The following is a 20921-nucleotide window of genomic DNA, read 5'->3' on the forward strand; positions in this document are numbered from 1 at the left end:
CCCCATTACAGGGATAAACCCGATTCAAAAATAAACGTCTATAATCCACAAGATACCCAAAAACTAAAGACAAGCCAGCTAACGAGAACCGAAGTTCCGTCAAGCCAATGCTTCGTGCAACAGAGTCGACAGCATCCGCTGCTCCTGGTTGGACATTTGATCCATCATGCCAAGAAAATCAGACACAATTTCCGCAAATTCCGTGCCCAACTCATCATTGATGGTTTGAATAATGGTGCCGAGAACCGTTCCCACAAACATCAGGGTGCCGTTTTCCAGATTAGGCGTTTTGCTGACCACCAAACGGATTAACGTTTCCGTCTTGCCCCCGAGCTTTTTGACATAGACCAGCATCAGACCAAGGATATAGCCGCAAAACTCAATACTGGAGGCCTTGGACGGAATCTCGCTCATTACCTTTCGGATCAACTCGTTTATGTTGCCGCCTTTTACGTCTTGCAGCAGCTTGCGAATAGAAGCAACCGTCTGCTCCCAATCCGGCGGGTTATAGGAATCGCTCCGTTTTTGCTTGAATAGATCGGTCGCCTTGTTGGTCGGTGAAAAGACCACCTGAGAACGGCCCGTTTCTTTGGTATTCAATTCATAGTCGCGAGTCACAAACCCAAGCTTTTCAATTTCCTTCAGCATGTCGTAAGCGGTCCATTTGCTGATCCCGAGTGAACGGGCCAACGTCTCATAATGAATGGGCAAGCGCGTTCGCTGATAAAGCTCCACCAAGTGTCCCAGCAGCTGCAGTCTGCGTTTCGTGAGCGGCATGGATATTCACCTCAAAAAGTTCGTTTTTTGGTTTTTTGGTTTTTTGTGTTTTTATGTTACCATTCCATTTATCGATAGTCAAGATATGAGATTGTACTTATCAAAAAACACCGGTTCCGGCCTTGCGTTAGCCTTCCTTCGCCCGCTTTTAGATGAAAGACTGAAATCAGTGAGTCGATCAATGCGGACATGACATGAGGTGAACTCATGAACAAGCAGAAGAACTCACTTGGACGGATCACGGAAATACCTGCGAATATACAGTCATTTTACATTTTTCGGCACTGACGAAAGGAAAACGCGAGAAATTATTGCATTATTGCAGGAAAGCTGCAAGCTGCCCCTAAAGCTCACGGATCTCTTTCCAGAAAAAAAGAGAACCCCCGTCTTGTCTCCAAGACGGGGGTTACTCGACAATCTGGCTGCCGCGATATTCTCGGCTGTCTCGACAACCTGACTGCCGGAAACATCTCCGGCAGCTTTCTACTATTGAAATCAGCTTTTCATTCTTGGATCCAAAGCATCGCGCAAGCCATCGCCCATCAGATTGAATGCCAGTACGGTCAACATAATTGATATCCCCGGAAAAATAACCGTCCATGGCGCCGTGGCGATAAACTGCCGCGAGTCCGATAACATCTTACCCCATTCCGGCGCCGGAGGCTGAGCCCCCAGGCCAAGAAAACCAAGCGCGGCCGCTTCGATAATGGCCGTCGCGATGCCCAGCGTCCCTTGTACGATAATCGGCGTTAAGCTGTTCGGCAAAATATGCCGCACCAAAATGCCGCTGTTCTTCATCCCGATCGCCCTAGCCGCCGTGATATATTCCTCCGATTTCAGGCTGAGCACCTTCGCCCGGACTAATCGGCCGTACGTCGGAATGTTCACGATAGCGATCGCGTACAACGCATTTTGCAGCGATGGCCCCAGAATCGCCACGATGGCGATGGCGAGAAGGATGCTTGGGAAAGCGAGCAAAATATCAAACAGACGCGAAATGATCATGTCTACCCATTTGCCGTAGAAGCCGGCCAGAATGCCAAGCAAGGTTCCCAAAACGATGGAACCGAGCACCGAAAACGTACCCACCCAAAGCGAGATTCGAGCCCCGTACAATACCCGGGTGAACAAATCCCGGCCGAGGTCATCCGTTCCGAACCAATGCTGGGAGGACGGAGCCTTCAGGCGGTCGGCCAGCACCTGCGCCTTGTAATCGTACGGTGCGATAACGGGAGCCAGCAAGGCGATGACGATAAAAATCGCAATCATCACAAGACCCGCCATCGCGATTTTGTTCTTGCGGAATGCCTTCCACGCATCGCGCCAAGGTCCGGAAACCTTTTCCGCCGAAACGGCGGACTTGCTTGCTGCGGTTGCTGTAACTTGAGCCATGGTTTCCCTCCTTACCGATAGCGGATGCGCGGATCGACTGCCGCATAAAGCAGATCCACGATCAAATTGATAACAACGAATATAAAGGCGATAATCAGGATTCCGGATTGAATGACCGGATAATCCCGCGAGCTGATCGCTTCATAAATGTAGCGGCCCACGCCCGGCCAAGCGAAAATCGTCTCGGTCAAAACCGCTCCGCCAAGCAGGGCGCCGGTTTGCAGACCGATGACCGTCAGCACGGGAATAGACGCATTTTTGAGCGCATGCTTGTAAACGACGAGAAATTGCGACAAGCCCTTGGCTTTGGCCGTGCGGATAAAATCCGAATTCATGACTTCCAGCATGCTGGAACGGGTCATGCGGGCGATGACCGCCATCGGAATCGTGCCGAGCGCAATGCTCGGAAGAATCAGATGTTTGACGACCGTCCAGAATTGATCCCAGCGGCCCGCCAAAATGCTGTCCAGCAGGTATAAATTGGTGATGGACTCGACCGGATCGCGCTGATTCATACGGCCGATCGAAGGGAGCCAGTGCAGCTTCAGCGAGAAGATCCACTGCTCCATAAGACCGAGCCAGAAAATCGGCATCGAAACCCCGATGAGCGCGATCAGCATACAGACGTAGTCAAACCATGAGTTTTGCCTCCAGGCGCTGATGATACCGGCATTGACCCCAACAAATACCGCGAACAGCATCGCCGCGAAGGTAAGCTCGGCGGTTGCCGCCAGATAAGGAGTGATCTCCTGGGTAATCGGCACTTTCGTGCGGATCGATTGACCCAGATCTCCTTTTACCAAATCTCCCAAATAGGAGAAGTATTGTTCATACCACGGATTGTTCAAACCCAGCTGTTCCCGCAGCGCTTCCTTGGACTGCTCTGTTGCTTTTTGGCCCAGGATTGTTTCTGCCGGGTCGCCAGGAATCGCATGAATAATGGAAAACACGATAATCGTCATTCCAATTAGGACGGGAACCATGATCAGTATTCGTTTTAAAATATAGGACTTCAAGTTAAGGTTCACCTACCAATGGCGTTAGATTACCGCCAAGTTATTCAAAATAGATGTTGCTGTAATACTCGGTGCCCGTCGGAGCCGGAACATAACCCTTCAGGTTGGCTTTGGCCGCCAGCAGAGGCGTCGTATTCACAAGGGGAATCCATGGCGCGTCTACTTTAATGATTTCTTGAGCTTGTTTGTACAGGTCGGCCCGTTTGGTTTGATCCGTTTCCTTTTGCGCCTGGACTAAAATTTCATGAAGCTGATCATTGGAATAATAGCTGTAGTTGTTGGAGCCGATGGCATCTTTATCAAGCAGCGTGTAAAGGAAGTTGTCCGGGTCTCCGTTGTCGCCCGTCCAGCCGAGCATGTACAGATCGTCTTTTTCGCCGGCTTTCGCATCGTCCAGGTAGGTCGCCCATTCCGGAGATTCGATCTTCACTTTTACGCCGATTTTTTCAAAATCCGCTTGAATGACTTCGGCTACTTTTTTGCCGTCAGGCATGTACGGACGCGCTACAGGCATTGCGTAGAACGTATACTCGCCAGGCAACCCGTTCGGATATCCCGCTTCGGCCAGCAATTGCTTGGCTTCATCCAAGTTGTAATCGTAGTCTTTGATGCTGTCGTTGTAGCCCCAGAGCGAAGGCGGCATCGGGTTGACGGCCGGTGTAGCCTGACCTGCGAAGAAGGCGTCGATAATGCCCTGCTTGTCGACGGCGTGGTTCAGCGCTTGTCTAACCTTGACATCGTCAAACGGTTTTTTCTTCAGGTTGAAGCCGAGGTAACCCACGTTATTGGACGGACGTTCGATCTGCTGCAGATCCGGATTGCTTTGCAGCGTTGCCAAATCGTCCGGGTTCAAGTCTTCCATCAAATCGATTTCGCCGCTTTGCAGCGCGTTAAACCGTGCGGAGTTGTCCGGAATGGAACGTACGATAACTTTGTTCAGCTTCGGAAGACCCTGCTTCCAGTAGTTTGCGTTTTTCTCCAGCGTGATCGAGTCGTTGCGTTTCCATTCTTTGAACACGAACGGTCCCGTACCTACCGGCTCGTTTTTGAAGTTTTCCTTTTTCTCTTGAATGGCCGTCGGGCTGGCGATACCAAAGGAAGTCATGGCCAGGTTTTGCAGGAACGGCGCTTGCGGCTGATTCAGCGTAAATTCAACCGTATTCGGATCAACGGCTTTCACTTCCTTGATGACGCGATGACCGTCCGGTCCAAACATCGAATCGTAATAGTCGAAAGAGTCTCCTTCGAACTTAAATTCGCTCTTCGGATCGCTCCAGCGGTTGAAGTTGAATACAACAGCATCGGCGTTGAAGTCCGTTCCGTCATGGAACTTGACGCCTTGGCGAAGTTTGAACGTGTAAGTCAAACCGTCATCGGAAACCGTCCAGCTTTCGGCCAGCGATGGTTCCACTTCGGTGGTACCCTCTTTGTACTCCAGCAAAGAATCATACACTTGGTGAGCGATCTTCAACGACTCGCCATCGGTTACGATCGAAGCGTCCAGCGAAGCCGAGTCTCCTCCGCGACCTACGATCAAAGTATCCTGCGAGGACTGGGAAGTCGTTTCTGTGTTACCCCCCGTGTTCGTGCCGGCTGCTGCACCATTGTTGTTCTTGCCGCCGCCGCATCCGCTGAGAGCGAGTGCCGAGCTAATCATTAAAATCAATGCGACGCTACCCCATCTTTTCACCTTCATTTTGTGACTCCCTTCCTTCGCTTAAGTTTTATTTGTGTTTGTTTATATAAAGCCGGGCCTTGGCCGGGCTATAAACCATGTTCCTTACGTCTAGACGGCGGTTTCCGATGAAACCTCGGAATCAAATAAATGACAAGCGGTTTGGTGGCCTGACTCCGTTTGCGCGAGCTCCGGACGTTTCAAGCGGCAGATTTCCATCGCCTTCGGACAACGCGTATGAAACGCGCAGCCCACCGGAGCGTTAGCCGGGCTTGGAACCTCGCCCTGCAAAATAATCCGTTCCGGCTTAAAATCCGGATCCGGTTCCGGCACCGCGGAGAGAAGAGCCTGCGTGTACGGATGCTGCGGTTTGGAATACAACGTATCTTTATCCGCAATCTCCACGATTCTGCCCAAATACATCACCGCCACGCGGTCGCAGATATGTTTCACGACGCTGAGATCATGAGCGATAAAAATGTAGGTGAGCCCAAACTCTGCCTGCAGGTCCTGCAGCAGATTCACGACCTGCGACTGGATCGATACGTCCAGGGCGGATACGGGCTCGTCGGCAACGATCAGCTTAGGCTGCAGCGCAAGCGCCCGAGCAATACCGACACGCTGGCGTTGGCCTCCGGAGAATTGATGCGGATAACGCTGCAAATGGCTTGGCGTCAGGCCTACGACATCGATTAACCGGTCAATGATCTGCTGCCGCTCCTTGCCGTTGCCGACGCCGTGCACGATCAGCGGCTCTTCAAGAATGCGCTGCACCGTGTGCCTAGGATCGAGAGATGAATAAGGATCTTGAAACACAATCTGCATATCTTTTCGTTTCTTCCGCAGCTGCTCGTCGGATAACGCGGTAATTTCCTGACCGTCAAAGATGATTTTTCCGCCGCTTGGTTCGATCAATCGGAGCAAAGAGCGTCCGGTTGTCGATTTGCCGCATCCGCTCTCTCCAACGAGACCGAAGGTCTCGCCTTTGCGAACGGTAAACGAGATGTCGTCCACCGCTTTGACGAATTGCTGTGCTTTTCCGAAAAAGCCTTGGGCGATCGGATAGTATTTTTTCAAATGTTCGACTTGAAGCAATGGTTCGCTCATACGACTTCCTCCTGTGCCGTTTCATGCAGCCAGCATCGGCAGCTATGGGCCGATTCGTACTCTTTAAGCTCCGGCAATTGTTCCAGGCATCGCTGCGTGGTGTGCGGACAACGCTCTGCAAACCGGCAGCCTTTCATTTCCGTGTTCAGAATCGGGACGTTGCCGGGAATGGAGTAGAGCCGGCTTCTCTGCTCGTTCATCCGTGGAACCGATTTGATCAATCCTTGCGTGTAGGGATGCAGCGGATTTTTAAAAATATCGTGGACACTGCCTTCTTCCACAACCTTTCCCGCGTACATAACCGCTACCCTATGGCACATTTCGGCAACGACGCCCAGATCGTGGGTAATCATCATCACCGCGGTGCCGTTCTCTTGGTTCAACCGCCGGATCAGATCGAGGATTTGCGCCTGAATCGTTACGTCAAGCGCCGTCGTAGGCTCATCCGCGATCAACAGTTCGGGGCTGCAGGAGATCGCCATCGCAATCATAACCCGCTGCCGCATGCCCCCCGAGAGCTGATGAGGATGCTCGTCGATGATAGCCTCCGGCCTTGGTATGCCAACCTTGGTCAGCATTTCGATCGTTTGCGCCCGGGCTTCCTTCTTCGTCAGCCCCCGATGCATTCGGATCGCTTCCCCGATTTGGTTCCCCACCGTAAACAACGGATTCAGCGAGGTCATCGGCTCCTGGAATATCATCGAGATCGAATTGCCGCGAATGGCCCGCATCTCCCGTTCCTTGAGCGGAACGATATCCTGCCCTTTGAAATAAATCGAGCCGCCGACAATTTTACCCGGAGGGTTCGGCACAAGCTTAAGAACGGATAGGGAGGTAACACTTTTGCCGCAGCCCGATTCGCCGACCACGCCAAGCACTTCTCCAGGATTCACGTACAGATTAACGCCATCCACCGCAGGGACTTCTCCACGATCGGTAAAAAAATGTGTGCGTAAATCCTTGATCTGCAAAATGGGTTGAATCATGTTACAGCCTCTTTTCGTCAAGATAGTGGATGCAGCAACGAGACATTTATTTAAACTTTTATTTGGTGTCCCTATGAAATAGACATATGTTCATTCTCTCTATCTCGCTGCAATACGATGAAGTCCCGGGGTATGAAAAAACAAACCCCGTTAATGAACAATCGCTAGTTTTGTCTCTCTGATAAAGACAAATGTAAATTTACGCTTCTTCGCTGTGTTTCAATAAAGTCCTGGGGTATACAAATTTCCTTATCCTTGTCAATCAGAGACTTCTCGTAAAAGTCATCATTTTCGACAGTTTGTGACAAAAAATCGAACTACGGTCAATTGAGATGTTAGCATTACTTACATGAATGCAAAACGGTATATTTGATATGTTACTTTACAGCATTTTGAGAGGATAGACAATAGCATTTTTTTAACAAACGCTTTCATTTTACTGGAGAATGATATTAAAAAACGCCGAAGAGAATCTCTTCGGCGTTTCAAGCCTATTTTTTCAGTTTTCGATTATTGAACCAAAGCGGCACACGGAACACGAGATTGATCATCAGCACGATGAACACAAGCACCGCCGCCGATCTATCGGCAATTTGACGTGCATCCTCAACAATAGCCTCCGATTGGACGTACCACAAATGAACGGCCAGCGTTTCCCCCGGGGAAAGCAGGTTGAAATCCCACATCTCACCGGATGTGCTGAGCCCGGCCGTTAAAATGATGACGGCGGATTCACCAAACGCGCGTCCTGCCACGAGACATACGCCGGTGACGATCGCCTGCATCGCAACGGGGATGACCGCGGAACGGATTGTTTGGAATTTGGTTGAGCCAAGCGCGTAGGAAGCATTGCGCAAATCATCCGGAACAGCGCGCACCGCTTCTTCGGTAACTCTGGCAAGCATCGGTAGATTGAGGAACGCAAGGCTCACCGCCCCGCCAAGAATCGTCAATCCAATGCCAAAGTATTCGGCGAAAATGGCTAGGCCCAGCAGACCAAACACGATGGATGGCACGGAGGACAGCGACTCTACGCAAATTCGCAAAGCTTCGGTGAATTTGTTTTTCGGTGCGTATTCGGCCATATAAATTCCCGCGCCAAGTCCGATCGGAATCGAAATAATAAGCGAGAGGATGAGGACATAAAACGAGTTGAACAGCATCGGACCGATGCCGCCGCCGGGATCGATTTCCTCCGGCAGCTTGACCAGAAATTGCCATGAGATACTTGGAAGGCCTTTGCTGAGAATCGTAAACAGGAGCCAGAAAATAAACAGCATGATGATGCCGCCAAGCCCGTAGAAGCAAGCAGTTGCCGTCCGGTCCCAAAATACGGAACGAACGTTTTTGGGGGACGCTTTAAATCCTGTCATGACTCTGCCCCTCCTTTGCGTCCAATGAAGCGGATGAGCAAAATCAGCAGGAACGAGATAACCAGAAGCAGGAAGGCCATCATGTGCAAAGCATAGTTCCAGGTCGAATCGAACTCAACGTTGGAAATCTGCATAACGATATTACTGGTCAACACCGACGCCGGCGTAAACAGTGTTTTGGCCAACTGCGGCGTGTTGCCGATGACCATAACGACGGCCATCGTCTCGCCGATCGCCCGGGTCATCCCCAGAATGATCGCCGCAATTATACCGCGCCCTGCGGCCGGTAAAATGACTTTGAAAATGACCTGCAAACGCGTTGAACCCAAAGCATAGGCCGCATCACGGTATTTCTTCGGCACGGCGGTAATCGCATCGTCGCTGATACGGCTGATTGTCGGCAAGATCATGATCGTTAAGACCAAAGCAGCGGCAAGAACACCGTCGCCAAGCCCCTCTCCGCTTAGATTCCGAAGAAACGGAAGCAGCACGGTTAGGCCAAGATAGCCATATACAATGGAGGGGATTCCCACCAGCAAATCGAGGATCGGCCGAGTGAAATTTTTCATCCATTTCGGAGCGATTTCCGCAATCAGTATGGCCATTCCCACGGAGATCGGCACAGCGATTACCATAGTCAGCACGGTTAAGGACAACGTGTTCAAAATAAATAAGGCGGCGCCAAATTTATCTTCTTCCGGTGTCCAGTTGAGCGACAGAAAGAACTCGGCGGGTGAAACATCACGAAACGTTAAAACTGCCGTTTTACCGATGAAAAAGACGACCATCGCCAGAACGAGGCAAAGCGCCAGAATACTGAACAGAAAATAGTTTTTGAAAAAATTGTTTATAAAATAAGTTTTTGAGAATTTCTTGGTCAGACTTCGTCCGGATAACGAATTCAGCGCCGTTCCAGCGGATGGCTCGGCATTTTGCGCAGGCGTGTTCACCTAAGTTCCTCCCATACAGCAACCAGCCCTAATGTATAGGGCTGGCCGGTTTATTCAATCGAGATGAAGTTGGATTATTTCATGGCCCCGATCGGGATAAATTTCAACTTCTTCAGCGAACTTTCTTGGAACTTCTTGCCTTGAACATATTCGATGAAGGCTTTGGTTGCACCGGTAGGTTGCCCTTTAGTCATGTAGTAGCCATAAGACCAAATCTTGTACGTTCCGTTGATCACGTTAGTTGTCGAAGCGGCAACTCCGTTAAATTTAACGGCTTTGATGTCGCCACCGCTGATGTAAGTCAAGTCGATGAAACCGATCGAGTTTGGCGTCGTTGCAACGGCTGTTTTCATATCGCCGCTGGAACCAACCTCTTTATAGTTCTTCTCTTTTTTCACGATGTCGCCGCCGCCAAGCGCTTTTGCCTGGTAGTTAACGCGAGTGCCGGAACCAAAGGCACGAGTGATAACTACGATGTCTTTGTTGTCGCCGCCAACATCTTTCCAGTTGGTGATTTTTCCGGAGAAGATCCCTTTAAGTTGATCCATAGTCAAGTTATCCACATTTACGTTTTTGTTGACGATGGTTGCAAATGGGATCACGGCTACTTTGTTAGCCACTTGGCCTGCGAATGCGCTGAATCCAGGCACATTCGTGCTTGCATCCCAGTCGCAAGCGCCGATTTGGGCGATCCCTTTCTTAACGGCTTGCGGTCCGGTTACGGAACCTTTACCCGAAGCGGCGATTTTCACGCCAGGGTGCAGCTTTTGGAATTCTTTCGCAGCTTGCAGCGTCAGCGGCAGCAGCGCGGTCGAACCGTTAATCGTAATTTTACCCTTCAAATCGTCTTTGGCCCAGGCAGCGCCCGTTACCGCAGTGGTTAACAGGACCGCAGACGCGATCGTAACTAAAGAAAGTTTTTTAAACCATTTCATGGTTGTAAAGCTCCTTTCGAATCCCTATTTTATTTTGTTAATTCGGTGCCTTGGCCGGCTTGCACCAGAACGACTTTACCGTCCGTGATCAACGCGATCGTTCCGTTAGAGGAGACGTTCCAATCGGTTACTGTTGCAGTGGTGCTGTATAGTTCGGTTTTCTGGCCGGAAGCGGAAACCTCATAAAGTTTGCTGCTGCCGTCTGCCGCATCGGCGAGAACAACCAGTTTGCCCGACACAACTCCGCTGGAAACAACATTTTCGTCGGAGACCAAAGTGTCGATTTTGGATCCGTCTGCGGAAATCGCTTTAAGCGTATTGTTGGCCGCACCGTCAGGATCTCCGCTGATATAGGATACTCGTCCGTCAGCGAGAATGGACAGCGAAGTTTTGTTATCAAATTCTTTAGTCAGTTTGACAGGCTTAGCACCTTTCGTAGCAAGGTCAAGCGAGTATGCTTGGAAGCCGGCGCTGGAGAAGTCGATCGTAAGGGAGTCTTCGGTTCCGGCCGCATCTTGTTGCGCGTTGCCTGTAACGATGACGAAATAAGCGATTTTGCTTCCGTCCGCGGATACTTGAAGCTCGGCTTTATTTTCCACTTTGTCGGCAACGACTTCGGTAATTTTACCGGTGTCTACGCTTATGTAAGAAATCTTCTCTTGTTTGTCGCCTTGTACAAAGTAGATCTTTGTGCCGTCGCCCGACCATGCCAGGTCTGTTTTCACGGTAGAATCCGAGCTAAGCTGCTTGATGCTGCCGGTAGCCGTATTGATAAGGAACAGTCCGCCGTTACCGTCTGTGAATGCGCCTTTGGTTTGGTCCGGGGATACGGCAATCTCAACAGCGTATTCGTTATCGGAGAACACTTCATATTGTCCGTTTGCGTTCAATTTAACCAGTTGTGGAGTTTCGCTGTCGTCTTTGCTGACGATCACGTTTCCGTTAGCATCAAAGAAAGGAGCGGAGAATTCGCCGGTGAGACGAGCTGTGCTGCGAAGTTCGCTGCTGGAGATCACTTCGCCGCCCAATGCTTTTACAAGCAAACCCGCTTCTACAAATACGGAGCCGGATACGGATTGGGGAGCGACCGTAAATTGTGCGTCTTGGCCGTCAAGCTGATACGTTTTGGAGCCAACTTTCAATGTAACTGCGTGTAATCCCGAGCCATCCGAAACTACCAGACTGGATCCGCTTTGTTTAATAGAAGCGCCGATTCCGCCCGCGAGATCGCGAAGAGAGTAAAGAGTCACTTTGTTCACGACTGCCGATTTCAGCGTTACCGAACTGCCGTCGATCGTAAAGCTTTTGGTACCTACTTGAATGGTGGCTGTTTTGACAGCGGCTGTCTTCAATTCTGGTTTCTTGTCCGCTGCGGCCCCTGCAGTACCCACCGCTGCGGCGGAAGTCAGCAAGGCAGAAGCGATGAACATACTCATCACTTTACTATTTTTCATTCATTTCACCCTTTTCATTGGCTTATGTAACTACTATTGATTGTCGTATAGAATTGTTAATGCAATTCTCGCAAATTGTAATGTTATGTAAAAAGAATAGAAAAAAATCCCGTCACAGGTCTGTAACGGGATCGCCATTTTACATTTATTTACGAATTTAATATACGCTTGGCCATCTGCTTGATGATCTGCCAGGTAGGATTGCCTGAAACCGAGACATCATGAATGAATTTGCCGTATACCGCATCCCCGATTGCCGCTTGCCCAACAGCCGCACCTCCGAGCGCAAACACGCCGATAGCGACTCCGCCGACGGCCAGCGCCCCAATAGCCACCCCGCCGCATCCCAGCAACAATCCGAGAGCGATTCCGCCAAAAGACAGCAGCCCCGCGGACACGGCTCCGAGACTCAAGACACCCAGCGCCACCCCGCCAATTGCAACGCCGCCCAGAGCGACATCGCCGATGGCGATAATCCCCTTGGCAATGCCCGGTCTATTGGCCCAGTAACCTCTACCTACATTGATATGGACCAGAGGCAGGCCGAACAGGGTGGTTTTGGAGCGATATTCCCAATTTCCCGCATAATGCGGAATGGCCCGAAAAGTTCCTTCTCCTTCATATAAATTGTCCATATACTCCGCTGCCATTTCGGCAGGCGATCCAAGCCCCGCTATGACCCGATCCTCGTCTCCCGCAAAAGCCAGCCGGTCGCTCAGCGAAGCCTCCAGATCGTCCCGGATTCTCTGCTTAACCGAACCTTTGGCTTGGATATGAGCCAGCACTTCGTTTACATAATGATCGATCTTGCTCATTCGATATCCTCTCCCAGCACCATTTTAATGGAACCAAAAAACAACGAAAGCTCTTGCCGCATTTCGCCAGCTTTGGAGCGGCCGGGCTCCGTGATCCGGTAGTATTTCCTCCTGACGCCGCGTTTGCCGTTATCCTGCTCCCAATAGCTGGAAACAAGCCCGGAGTCCTCCAAACGGTATAATACAGGGTATAATGTGCCTTCCTTCATTTTGAAAAAGCCACGACTCCGTTCATCCAATTGGCTGATCAAATCGTAGCCGTATAAATCTGAACGGCTCAGCAGGTGGAGTACCAGAATTTCCAAGACACCTTTCTTTAATTGGCTGGCCGTATCGCCCATATTTCTCACCGTCCTGATTTTGCTTAATATTTAGCATTACTAAGTATATAATGCGGCTAAATAGATCGATTGTCAATAACTTCCTGATTAAATAGGCATGTGCGATCTTGAAAATATCGAAAAATGGCGAAAAATGGGACGAACGATTCATGTCGAATGGCCCGATTTTCCGTTATAATCAAAATTACTTTACCAGATACAGGGAGGACATCCATGCTGACAAGCCAAAGAACCGAACCGTTTCGCTATTCCATGAAACCGCCGCTGGACTGTTGGATCGAAATCAAGGAAATCAACAACATTCCGTTCACAAGCAAGCTTGCTCAAGCGGAAATTGTTGATATCAGCCGCTCGGGATGCCGGATTCGAACAAAACTGGATCTGCACGTTTCGAAACATTTGATCAATCTGGCCGTTCATCTGAAGCTGGAAGACGAAGTGCATGTGTTTCCGGGGCAAGTCCGCTGGCAGAAGGAGATACGCCCTTCTCTGTTTCACTATGGCATCTCCCTTCGCCTGACGGCCGAACAACGGGAATTAATCAACGCGGATCTTCGCGTCCTGGCCGGGTCACACCGAATTATCGCCTTATAGTAAGCTTTTAAACGAACATAAGATTGTTGGATTTGATTTTACATAGAGATTACACAAGAACCTCGCACGACTTGATCTCCATAGGTTTAGGGTTTATAATAAATATCAGCGCGTGTAAAAAGCGTGGTTTTGCGCAGAGGTTTCTTTTGCGGGTGTAGTTCAATGGTAGAATGCCAGCTTCCCAAGCTTGAGGCGAGGGTTCGATTCCCTTCACCCGCTCCATATGATGATGCCAAACCCTTTGAGTCTAAAGGGTTTTTATATTTTTCGCATTAAAAAAGCTCCCCCGCAAAAAAGGAGAGCTTTTTTGATATGAATTAAGCCAAGGCTTTAAGGCTCAGCGTTATTTCTTTGCCGCTTGGAATGTCTTCTTCCGTGAGGACAACCCAGTTGACGGCCAGAGTTTTCTTCAGCCGATCCAGCTCGGCTTCCGTAAGCCGAAGGCCTTCGATCCGGCCGTCCCCCACCTTGAAATCGGTCCCCGAATTTAAGCGAAACGCTTCTTCCAGCCAAATTTTCAGCCCGTTCCGAGTGTTGAACGTAATCCGGTATCCTTCGAGGAATGCTTGCTCCAGCTGTTCTCCGTGTTCATCCGCGTATTCAAAAAAATCCGCATACTCGTAATCCTCCGCTTCCGCCGCATGAAAGGCCTGAACGTCGCGGGAAATAATAGCTTGCAGCAGCCGATCCCGGCCTAGGCCTGCCTTTTGGGCGTGCTCCAGCAGGATGGCGGTATGTTGGGATAACTTGATCTGGCTCATATGAAGTTTAATATCCTCCCTTAATGGTTATTGGAGTGAAGATGGCAAGCAACGTAATGCTCTGGACCAATCTTGGTCCACTGCGGTTCCTCTTGCTTGCATCGTTCGGTTGCAAAAGGACATCTGGAAGCGAACTTGCAGCCGCCCGAATCGGTTGGCGAGCTCAAAGTCTCCGCCTGCGCGGTGATCGCCGTCAGATTGCGCACTTTAGGATCGGGAACGGGGATGGCAGCGAGCAGTGCCTGTGTATAAGGATGGGACGGGTGTTCATAAAGCTCGTCGCTGGGCGCAATTTCCGCCATTTTCCCAAGGTACATAACGCCGATACGATCGGAAATATGCCGGACCATCGACAGATCATGGGCGATGAACAAATAGGTCAATCCATATTCCGCCTGCAAATCCTCCAGCATATTGACAACCTGCGCCTGGACGGAAACATCGAGCGCTGAAATCGGTTCGTCGCAGACGATGAATTCCGGCTTGACCGCCAGCGCTCTGGCAATGCTGATCCGTTGACGCTGACCTCCGCTAAATTCATGGGGGTAGCGGTCGGCGTGCTCCGGTTTCATTCCCACTTTACCAAGCAGTTCAAGAACGGTTTCCCGATTTTCTTTTTTGTTCCTGAAGCCGTGAATACCAAGCGGCTCGCTGATCAATTGGGTAACGTTCAGGCCGGGATTGAGCGACGAATACGGGTCTTGAAAAATCGTCTGCATTCTTTTCCGGTAAGGCCGCATCTGCCGCTCGTTCATTTTCGCCAAATCCTGGCCATCGAACAGAATCGAACCTTCCGTTACATCATACAACCTGGCAATGCTGCGCCCGGTGGTCGATTTTCCGCAACCCGATTCCCCTACGAGACCAAAGGTCTCGCCCTTATGGATGTGAAAGCTCACATCGTCCACGGCTTTCAGCATGCTTTTCGTACCGCCGGAAGAACCGGAAAAATACTTTTTGAGCCCTTTAACCTCCAACAACGGCTGAGCGTCCATCGGAATCCCCCTTCCTCATCGGCTTGGTGTCATTGCCTTCCGCGTCCTGACCTATCCAGCAAAGAGAACGGTGTCCCATATCCTCATAATGATAAGCCGGCAATTTGGAACAAATGCTTCCCGCATAAGGGCAGCGTTCTTGAAAAGGGCAGCCGGCAGGCGGAGTCAGCATATCGGGCGGAGTACCTTCAATGGCCTCCAGGCGTTCCCGGGTCCCGGCGGACGATTTCGGTATGGAGTTCAACAGGCCTTGCGTATAAGGATGAAGCGGGCGCTCAAAAATATCTTCAACCGTCCCCTCCTCCATAATAAGCCCGCCGTACATCACGATGACTTTGGTACAGACTTGAGCAACCACGCCCAGGTCATGAGTGATGAGCATAATCGCCGTGTTCGTTTGTTCTTTGAGCTGCTGCATCAGCTTCAAAATTTGCGCCTGAATGGTAACGTCCAGGGCGGTGGTCGGCTCGTCGGCGATCAGCAGCTCCGGTTTGCACGAAAGCGCCATGGCAATCATCACTCTCTGCCGCATTCCGCCGCTGAATTCATGCGGATACTGATCGATCCGCTGCTCGGGAGAGGGAATCCCCACGTCGTGGAGCAGCCCGATCGCCAGCTTGCGGGCCTCGCTTTTGCTCACCTTTTGGTGCCGCAAAATCACCTCCGTTAGCTGTTTTCCCACTCGGATGACAGGGTTCAAGGAGGTCATGGGATCCTGAAAAATCATGGATATCCGGTTGCCGCGGATTTTCCGCAATTCTTTTTCGGGCATGCTCAAAAGATCGGTCCCAAAGAACAAAGCCTTCCCGTCCTTAATCCGTCCGGGTGGCCGAATAAGACCCATAATGGATTTGGCGGTGACGCTTTTTCCGCTTCCGGACTCCCCGACAAGGCCAAGCACTTCGCCCTGGTTTAGGGTAAAGTCCACTCCCCGTACGGATTGAACTTCGCCTTGTTGTGTCGCATAAGAGGTTTTCAGGTTTTGTACGGATAATAGGTTGGTCATGGTTTCACCCCGGTTTCATTCAAAGTTCCGTATTGATCCAATTTATCGAAATATTAACGTTTGCTCGCTTTCGGCTCAAAGGCCGTCCGGAAAATATCGCCGAGAAAATTAAACGACAGGACGGTCAACAGGATAAACAATCCCGGAAAAACGGCCATATACGGCGCATCGCTGATAAAACCCTGGGCATCGTTCAACATGCTTCCCCACGAGGAATTCGGCTGCTTGACGCCGAGTCCCAAAAAGCTCAGCGAGGACTCCATCAAAATCGCCGAAGCAATATTCATCGTGGCCGAGACGATGATGGTGGGCATAATGCTCGGAATAATGTGCTTCACGATGATGCCAAACGTGCTTTGCCCGGATACCTTGGCATAAAGTACGTATTCGCGCTGCTTCACGGATAAGGTTTCGGCCCTGACGATTCTGGAAATGCTCATCCAGCTCAATACGCCGATAATGAAAACGATGGTTCCGATTCCGGGTCTGAGATAGGCATTTAAGATCAACATCAGAAAAAATGAAGGAATGGACATCAGGACATCCACCAGCCGCATAAGCAAATTGTCGATTTTCCCGCCGAAGTAACCGCTGATCGTACCTACGGCGGTTCCCAGCGTAACGGATATTATCATGGAAAGAAACCCGACGCTAAGGGAAACTCTCCCGCCATATAGCGCTCTGGCGAAATAATCCCGCCCGTAATCGTCGGTCCCGAACCAATGGGCGGCACTTGGCCCCTTCAGTCTGTCCATAACCACGAGTTTATTGGGGTCATTGGGCGCCAAAAAAGCAAATACGGCCGCCAAAATAAAGACGGTCAAAATAAACAGGGCGGCTAACCCAGTCTTTTGCTGTTTGAACTGCGCCACGATGGCCCGCCATCGCAAATGATTCATCTTTGTTCACCCCGCCGTCTTGATGCGCGGATCCACCACGCCGTAAAGTATGTCAGCCGTTAAATTGCCGATGACCAGCATAACGGACGTAAGCATCGTAATTCCCATGATCACGGGATAATCCAAACCGGTTACGGAAGTGATGCCGAGCGACCCCATTCCCGGCCAGCTAAACACCGACTCGGTAATAAACGCGCCGGCAATGAGTTCGGGAAGTGACATGCCCAGGATCGTAATGACCGGCAGCAATACGTTTCGGAACACATGCCGCCACAGGATCGTATTGCGGGTCGACCCGTAAGCGTATTGGATTTGCACGTAATCTTCTTCCAATTCGGAGATCGTACTGGATCGGATATAGCGCATATACATCGATATATTAATGAAACTGAGCACAAGGACAGGGAGGATCCCGTGCTTGATCATGTCGGCGGCCGAACTCACGCCAACCGTTCGCATGCCCATGCTGGGCAGCCAGTGCATCTTAAAGGAAAACCAAAAGATCAGCAGTATGCCGAACCAGAAGCTTGGTATGGAGATACCTACGTAAGAAAACAAACTAAGGATTCTGTCGATCAAGCGGTCCTTGCGCGAACCGGCATATAGGCTCAGAGGCACCGCGACGACCAAAGACAATATAAGCGCCGCCCCCATTAATCCGACGGTAGCCGGGATCCGTTCCGCAATCAGAGTCAGCACCGGGCGATGATTGACCAGCGAATAACCAAAGTCTCCCGTGAACATGTTTTTCAGCCAGATGAAATATTGCAGATACATCGGCTTCGTGAGTCCCAGACTATGACGGATACGATCCACGTCCTCAGGGCTCATATTGGGCGTAACAAAAGATAGCACCGGGTCTCCGGGAGCCAGCTTGATCAGGATAAAGGAAACGATCGAAATAAAAAACAGCAGCGGAACAGCTTGCAGAATCCGCCGCAGGACATAGCTTTTCAAGAAGTATCCCTCCCAAACCAACGCCGGCCTTAATAGGCCGGCGTTCGGAATGCTTATTGGCTGTTCTTATTTTTTGTAAATCTTGGACAAATCCTCAAGCATAACAACCGGTTTTGGCACAGCCTCCTCGATGCCGCCATAGCTGTTGTCAATAGCGACAACCGCTTTGGTATAAGCAATCGGATAGACGGTCATTTCATTGGCTACCGTTTGCTGAATTTGTTTGTACAGATCCGCTCTCTTCGTTTCATCGGTTTCCACGGCGGCCTTGTTCCAAAGCTCGTCGAATTTAGGATCTTTGTAGTGGGAATAGTTGTATGCTTCATTGCTTAAATACAGCGATTTATAGGCGTCCGGCTCATACCCCATGATATAACCGCCAAAGTTAAGATCAAAATCCTTGTTGTTCATATCGAGCGTTTTATTGCCAAACGCCGTGATATCCATAGGAAGAAGCTCGACTTCGATGCCCGCATCCTTCAGTTTTTGCTGAACGTACAGTGCTTGGCTTTCCTGAGGCTTATTGGTATTGGCATAAGCAAGCCGCAGCTTCAGATTGCTAACGCCCGCTTCCGAAAGCAACTGTTTCGCTTTGTCGAGGTTGTAGTCGTATTTTTCCAAATCAGAAGTCTGATAGAGCGTATCCGGCGTGAGAATCGAAGGCGCGGGCTCTGCAAACTCCGAAGAGGAATAAGAAGCCGTAATCATTTCATTTTTGTCGAGCGCGTATGCGATAGCCTGACGAACTTTGACGTCCTGCAGGGCCGGAATATTCAAATTGAATACCATGTATTGCAGCCGGCCTTCAGGATACACAAGCAGATTAAATTTTCCGGAATCCTTCAGCTTCTGATAATCCTGAGTATCGACCATCCGCATTTGAATTTCGCCGTTTTGCAGCGCCAGATTGGCGGCGTTCGGGTCTTTCGCGATCCGGTAGGTTACCGAATCCAAATGAGCTTTTCCCGCAAAGTAATCATCAAAGCGCTCCAAAGTCACGTATTCGCCAGGTCGATATTCCTTGAATTTGAACGGCCCCGAACCAACCGGATTGCTGTTTTTGGCGCTCTTCTCGATGTCCGCTTCTCCCTTGAAGATATGCTCCGGAATCGGGAACAACTGGACAAGCGCGCCGTCAAACGCTGCGGAAACCTCCGGCAGCACGATATTCACCGTCAAATCGTCTACCTTGCTCACTGTAACCGGTTTGCCGTTAAAAACGTACATGCTGCGGAAAGGGTTGTGCTGCTTTTCATCCAAAATGCTGTTGATGGAGAACAGCAGGTCGTCCGCCGTGATAGGTTGTCCGTCATGCCATTTCAGCCCGCTGCGAAGTTTGATCGTATAGGTCAGATGGTCGTCCGATACCGTCTCGCTTTCGGCAAGGACAAACGTCTTCTTTCCATTGTCGATATTAAATAACGGTGCGTAAAGCGCCTGATTGATCGTCAATGTCACCCGGTCCCCGGCATAAAGCGGGTTAAGCTCTTTCGGGTCGTCAGTAACGGCGATAATGAGCGATCCGCCGTCTTTCGGTTGGCCGCTGTCGGCTGGCGCCGAGCTGTCATTGCTCGCCGGAGGCGTCGAATTCGCATTCGAATTCGCGGCCGAATTGTTTCCATTGCCGCCTCCACATGCGCTGAGAACCGTAATGATTGAAATAAGCAGCGCAAAAAGCGATAAATACTTGCGTCTCATAAAATGATGTACCCCCTATATGATGAATGTACGATTTAGTATAATCACGGAAAATGAGAATTGCAATCATTTTTTCTGACTTTTTCTATCGGAATTAAATGACATTTATAGAATTTAGACAGGCACCCAATAAATGGATTGCTTTATGAAGAAAAGAACGAAGAAAGCTCTCCCGAAGGAGAGCTTCTGATGTGACGTCCCAGACACGATTCGAACGCGTGACCGACGGCTTAGAAGGCCGTTGCTCTATCCAGCTGAGCTACTGGGACATAACGAAAAAAAGGATGCGTCAATTATTATAGCGCATCCATTCTTATTTTTCAAAGCCAATTTTGCTTGAATTTCTCCATCGGGGGGCGAAAAAGCTCAGTGCGGAAGCTCCCGTTCCAGCCTTGAAGAGATTTCCGGATATGCCAGCAGTCTCTCCTTGAATTCCCTCCGCTGCCTTGCGGGATCAGGCCAACCGGTGTCTCCGAATTGCTGCTCGGACACCTTGGCGAAAGCCTGATGTTCACTGTTGTTGAACCAGTCGATTTCAAGATCGGCGTGGCTTCGAATCATGTTGACGATCTCGTACCCGTCCCCTTCTTGCGCGCGCGAGACGTAAACGAACAGATCGGGGTCGCCCACCGCTCCGGGTCTGGCTTGAATCACCGCGCAAGTGCGTCCGGCGAATTCTTCGGTTCTTAAATACTTCGCATCCTTGATGTAATACACGCTGCCACCACCTCCTTGGTTTCGCCCCTTATCCGCCGTATCCCGAGCTCCGCAGTTGTTCCCTCGTTTCCGCAGTACCGAGCCGGTAAATTTCCCCAAACACCTTATCCATATGACTTTGGTAGCTTGCATTCACGCCGGCTTCCGGCGTATCCGGCCAAGGATAGGTGAAAGAGAGGAACCCGCTCTCCTCCTTCTCGCCGATCCGCTCCAGCATCGCTTTCAAGTCATCCGCTTCCTCCCGCGTGGCCTTGATCGCCCACTCGTAGGACGCCGCCTCGGGATTTTCCAGCAATGAGCGTCCCTGGACGGATACGTAATACCGCTTTTTCTCCAACCTCGTTTCCTCCTATTCTCAAGCCTTGTAACACATAGTTTTCCATTGTGGACAGACATTTTATGCCCTTGTTCGGCATAATTTGTTAATACTTTTCACCCGGCCCGCAGCGGGGGCGTAAAGCAAATCCAGAGAG

At 50.5% G+C, this 20921-nt stretch carries 21 protein-coding genes and 2 tRNA genes; 2 read left to right on the forward strand and 21 right to left on the reverse strand.

Annotated features, from left to right (window positions below; genetic code table 11):
* Nucleotides 1-99: 99 nt before the first annotated feature.
* The 12 genes from ACI48K_RS11010 to ACI48K_RS11065 form a co-directional block, all read right to left on the reverse strand.
* Nucleotides 100-777, reverse strand: a complete 678-nt coding sequence (locus ACI48K_RS11010) for an Lrp/AsnC family transcriptional regulator (RefSeq protein ID WP_475027648.1) — start codon at nt 775-777, stop codon at nt 100-102.
* 495 nt (nt 778-1272) lie between these two features.
* The gene (gene nikC, locus ACI48K_RS11015; RefSeq protein WP_475027649.1) at nt 1273-2169 is read right to left on the reverse strand and encodes a nickel transporter permease; all 897 of its coding nucleotides are present in this window, start codon (nt 2167-2169) and stop codon (nt 1273-1275) included.
* Nucleotides 2170-2180: 11 nt separating this feature from the next.
* Nucleotides 2181-3185, reverse strand: coding sequence for an ABC transporter permease (locus tag ACI48K_RS11020; RefSeq protein WP_475027650.1), 1005 nt, complete (start codon nt 3183-3185; stop codon nt 2181-2183).
* Nucleotides 3186-3225: 40 nt separating this feature from the next.
* On the reverse strand, nt 3226-4881 hold the full coding sequence (locus tag ACI48K_RS11025) for an ABC transporter substrate-binding protein (RefSeq protein ID WP_475027651.1): 1656 nt from the start codon (nt 4879-4881) through the stop codon (nt 3226-3228).
* A gap of 90 nt (nt 4882-4971) precedes the next feature.
* Nucleotides 4972-5967: an ABC transporter ATP-binding protein gene (locus tag ACI48K_RS11030; protein ID WP_475027652.1), complete on the reverse strand. Its 996-nt coding sequence runs from the start codon at nt 5965-5967 to the stop codon at nt 4972-4974.
* Nucleotides 5964-6953 (reverse strand): ABC transporter ATP-binding protein, encoded by a 990-nt coding sequence (locus ACI48K_RS11035; protein WP_475027653.1) that lies wholly within the window; start codon nt 6951-6953, stop codon nt 5964-5966. The genes ACI48K_RS11030 and ACI48K_RS11035 overlap by 4 nt, the downstream gene beginning before the upstream one ends.
* A 491-nt stretch (nt 6954-7444) precedes the next feature.
* The gene (pstA, locus tag ACI48K_RS11040; RefSeq protein ID WP_475027654.1) at nt 7445-8326 is read right to left on the reverse strand and encodes a phosphate ABC transporter permease PstA; all 882 of its coding nucleotides are present in this window, start codon (nt 8324-8326) and stop codon (nt 7445-7447) included.
* The gene (gene pstC, locus ACI48K_RS11045; RefSeq protein ID WP_475027776.1) at nt 8323-9207 is read right to left on the reverse strand and encodes a phosphate ABC transporter permease subunit PstC; all 885 of its coding nucleotides are present in this window, start codon (nt 9205-9207) and stop codon (nt 8323-8325) included. The genes pstA and pstC overlap by 4 nt, the downstream gene beginning before the upstream one ends.
* A gap of 143 nt (nt 9208-9350) precedes the next feature.
* Complete coding sequence (locus ACI48K_RS11050) at nt 9351-10211, reverse strand: phosphate ABC transporter substrate-binding protein (RefSeq protein ID WP_475027655.1); 861 nt, start codon at nt 10209-10211, stop codon at nt 9351-9353.
* Between the two features lie 29 nt (nt 10212-10240).
* A complete protein-coding gene (locus ACI48K_RS11055; protein WP_475027656.1) occupies nt 10241-11665 on the reverse strand; it encodes a stalk domain-containing protein in 1425 nt (474 codons plus the stop codon).
* A 149-nt stretch (nt 11666-11814) separates the two neighbouring features.
* Nucleotides 11815-12480, reverse strand: a complete 666-nt coding sequence (locus tag ACI48K_RS11060; protein ID WP_475027657.1) for a hypothetical protein — start codon at nt 12478-12480, stop codon at nt 11815-11817.
* Nucleotides 12477-12821, reverse strand: a complete 345-nt coding sequence (locus ACI48K_RS11065; protein WP_475027658.1) for a PadR family transcriptional regulator — start codon at nt 12819-12821, stop codon at nt 12477-12479. The genes ACI48K_RS11060 and ACI48K_RS11065 overlap by 4 nt, the downstream gene beginning before the upstream one ends.
* Before the next feature lie 213 nt (nt 12822-13034).
* On the opposite strand from ACI48K_RS11065, the gene ACI48K_RS11070 reads away from it, so the two are divergent.
* Nucleotides 13035-13415, forward strand: coding sequence for a PilZ domain-containing protein (locus ACI48K_RS11070; protein ID WP_475027659.1), 381 nt, complete (start codon nt 13035-13037; stop codon nt 13413-13415).
* Between the two features lie 148 nt (nt 13416-13563).
* A tRNA-Gly gene (locus ACI48K_RS11075) sits at nt 13564-13637 on the forward strand.
* Between the two features lie 95 nt (nt 13638-13732).
* Here ACI48K_RS11075 and ACI48K_RS11080 read toward each other — a convergent pair.
* The 9 genes from ACI48K_RS11080 to ACI48K_RS11120 form a co-directional block, all read right to left on the reverse strand.
* Nucleotides 13733-14176, reverse strand: a complete 444-nt coding sequence (locus ACI48K_RS11080; RefSeq protein WP_475027660.1) for a hypothetical protein — start codon at nt 14174-14176, stop codon at nt 13733-13735.
* Nucleotides 14177-14196: 20 nt separating this feature from the next.
* The gene (locus tag ACI48K_RS11085; RefSeq protein ID WP_475027661.1) at nt 14197-15171 is read right to left on the reverse strand and encodes an ABC transporter ATP-binding protein; all 975 of its coding nucleotides are present in this window, start codon (nt 15169-15171) and stop codon (nt 14197-14199) included.
* A complete protein-coding gene (locus ACI48K_RS11090) occupies nt 15143-16177 on the reverse strand; it encodes an ABC transporter ATP-binding protein (protein ID WP_475027662.1) in 1035 nt (344 codons plus the stop codon). The genes ACI48K_RS11085 and ACI48K_RS11090 overlap by 29 nt, the downstream gene beginning before the upstream one ends.
* A 53-nt stretch (nt 16178-16230) precedes the next feature.
* Nucleotides 16231-17076 (reverse strand): ABC transporter permease, encoded by an 846-nt coding sequence (locus ACI48K_RS11095; RefSeq protein WP_475027663.1) that lies wholly within the window; start codon nt 17074-17076, stop codon nt 16231-16233.
* Between the two features lie 6 nt (nt 17077-17082).
* Entirely contained in the window at nt 17083-18033 is a 951-nt protein-coding gene (locus ACI48K_RS11100; protein ID WP_475027664.1) for an ABC transporter permease, read from the reverse strand.
* Between the two features lie 66 nt (nt 18034-18099).
* Complete coding sequence (locus ACI48K_RS11105; RefSeq protein WP_475027665.1) at nt 18100-19731, reverse strand: ABC transporter substrate-binding protein; 1632 nt, start codon at nt 19729-19731, stop codon at nt 18100-18102.
* Nucleotides 19732-19926: 195 nt separating this feature from the next.
* Nucleotides 19927-20000, reverse strand: a tRNA-Arg gene (locus ACI48K_RS11110).
* Nucleotides 20001-20097: 97 nt separating this feature from the next.
* On the reverse strand, nt 20098-20448 hold the full coding sequence (locus ACI48K_RS11115; protein WP_475027666.1) for a hypothetical protein: 351 nt from the start codon (nt 20446-20448) through the stop codon (nt 20098-20100).
* Nucleotides 20449-20476: 28 nt separating this feature from the next.
* Entirely contained in the window at nt 20477-20785 is a 309-nt protein-coding gene (locus ACI48K_RS11120; protein ID WP_475027667.1) for a hypothetical protein, read from the reverse strand.
* Between the last annotated feature and the right edge of the window lie 136 nt (nt 20786-20921).

Source organism: Paenibacillus terrisolis (genome assembly GCF_056171975.1).

Coding starts and splice junctions, on each gene's coding strand:
- ACI48K_RS11050 (WP_475027655.1), bottom strand. CDS start 10,211: ATGAAATGGTTTAAAAAACTTTCTTTAGTTACGATCGCGTCTGCGGTC.
- ACI48K_RS11025 (WP_475027651.1), bottom strand. CDS start 4,881: ATGAAGGTGAAAAGATGGGGTAGCGTCGCATTGATTTTAATGATTAGC.
- ACI48K_RS11035 (WP_475027653.1), bottom strand. CDS start 6,953: ATGATTCAACCCATTTTGCAGATCAAGGATTTACGCACACATTTTTTT.
- ACI48K_RS11010 (WP_475027648.1), bottom strand. CDS start 777: ATGCCGCTCACGAAACGCAGACTGCAGCTGCTGGGACACTTGGTGGAG.
- ACI48K_RS11095 (WP_475027663.1), bottom strand. CDS start 17,076: ATGAATCATTTGCGATGGCGGGCCATCGTGGCGCAGTTCAAACAGCAA.
- ACI48K_RS11105 (WP_475027665.1), bottom strand. CDS start 19,731: ATGAGACGCAAGTATTTATCGCTTTTTGCGCTGCTTATTTCAATCATT.
- ACI48K_RS11055 (WP_475027656.1), bottom strand. CDS start 11,665: ATGAAAAATAGTAAAGTGATGAGTATGTTCATCGCTTCTGCCTTGCTG.
- ACI48K_RS11090 (WP_475027662.1), bottom strand. CDS start 16,177: ATGACCAACCTATTATCCGTACAAAACCTGAAAACCTCTTATGCGACA.
- ACI48K_RS11065 (WP_475027658.1), bottom strand. CDS start 12,821: ATGGGCGATACGGCCAGCCAATTAAAGAAAGGTGTCTTGGAAATTCTG.
- ACI48K_RS11070 (WP_475027659.1), top strand. CDS start 13,035: ATGCTGACAAGCCAAAGAACCGAACCGTTTCGCTATTCCATGAAACCG.
- ACI48K_RS11030 (WP_475027652.1), bottom strand. CDS start 5,967: ATGAGCGAACCATTGCTTCAAGTCGAACATTTGAAAAAATACTATCCG.
- ACI48K_RS11060 (WP_475027657.1), bottom strand. CDS start 12,480: ATGAGCAAGATCGATCATTATGTAAACGAAGTGCTGGCTCATATCCAA.
- nikC (WP_475027649.1), bottom strand. CDS start 2,169: ATGGCTCAAGTTACAGCAACCGCAGCAAGCAAGTCCGCCGTTTCGGCG.
- ACI48K_RS11085 (WP_475027661.1), bottom strand. CDS start 15,171: ATGGACGCTCAGCCGTTGTTGGAGGTTAAAGGGCTCAAAAAGTATTTT.
- pstA (WP_475027654.1), bottom strand. CDS start 8,326: ATGACAGGATTTAAAGCGTCCCCCAAAAACGTTCGTTCCGTATTTTGG.
- ACI48K_RS11080 (WP_475027660.1), bottom strand. CDS start 14,176: ATGAGCCAGATCAAGTTATCCCAACATACCGCCATCCTGCTGGAGCAC.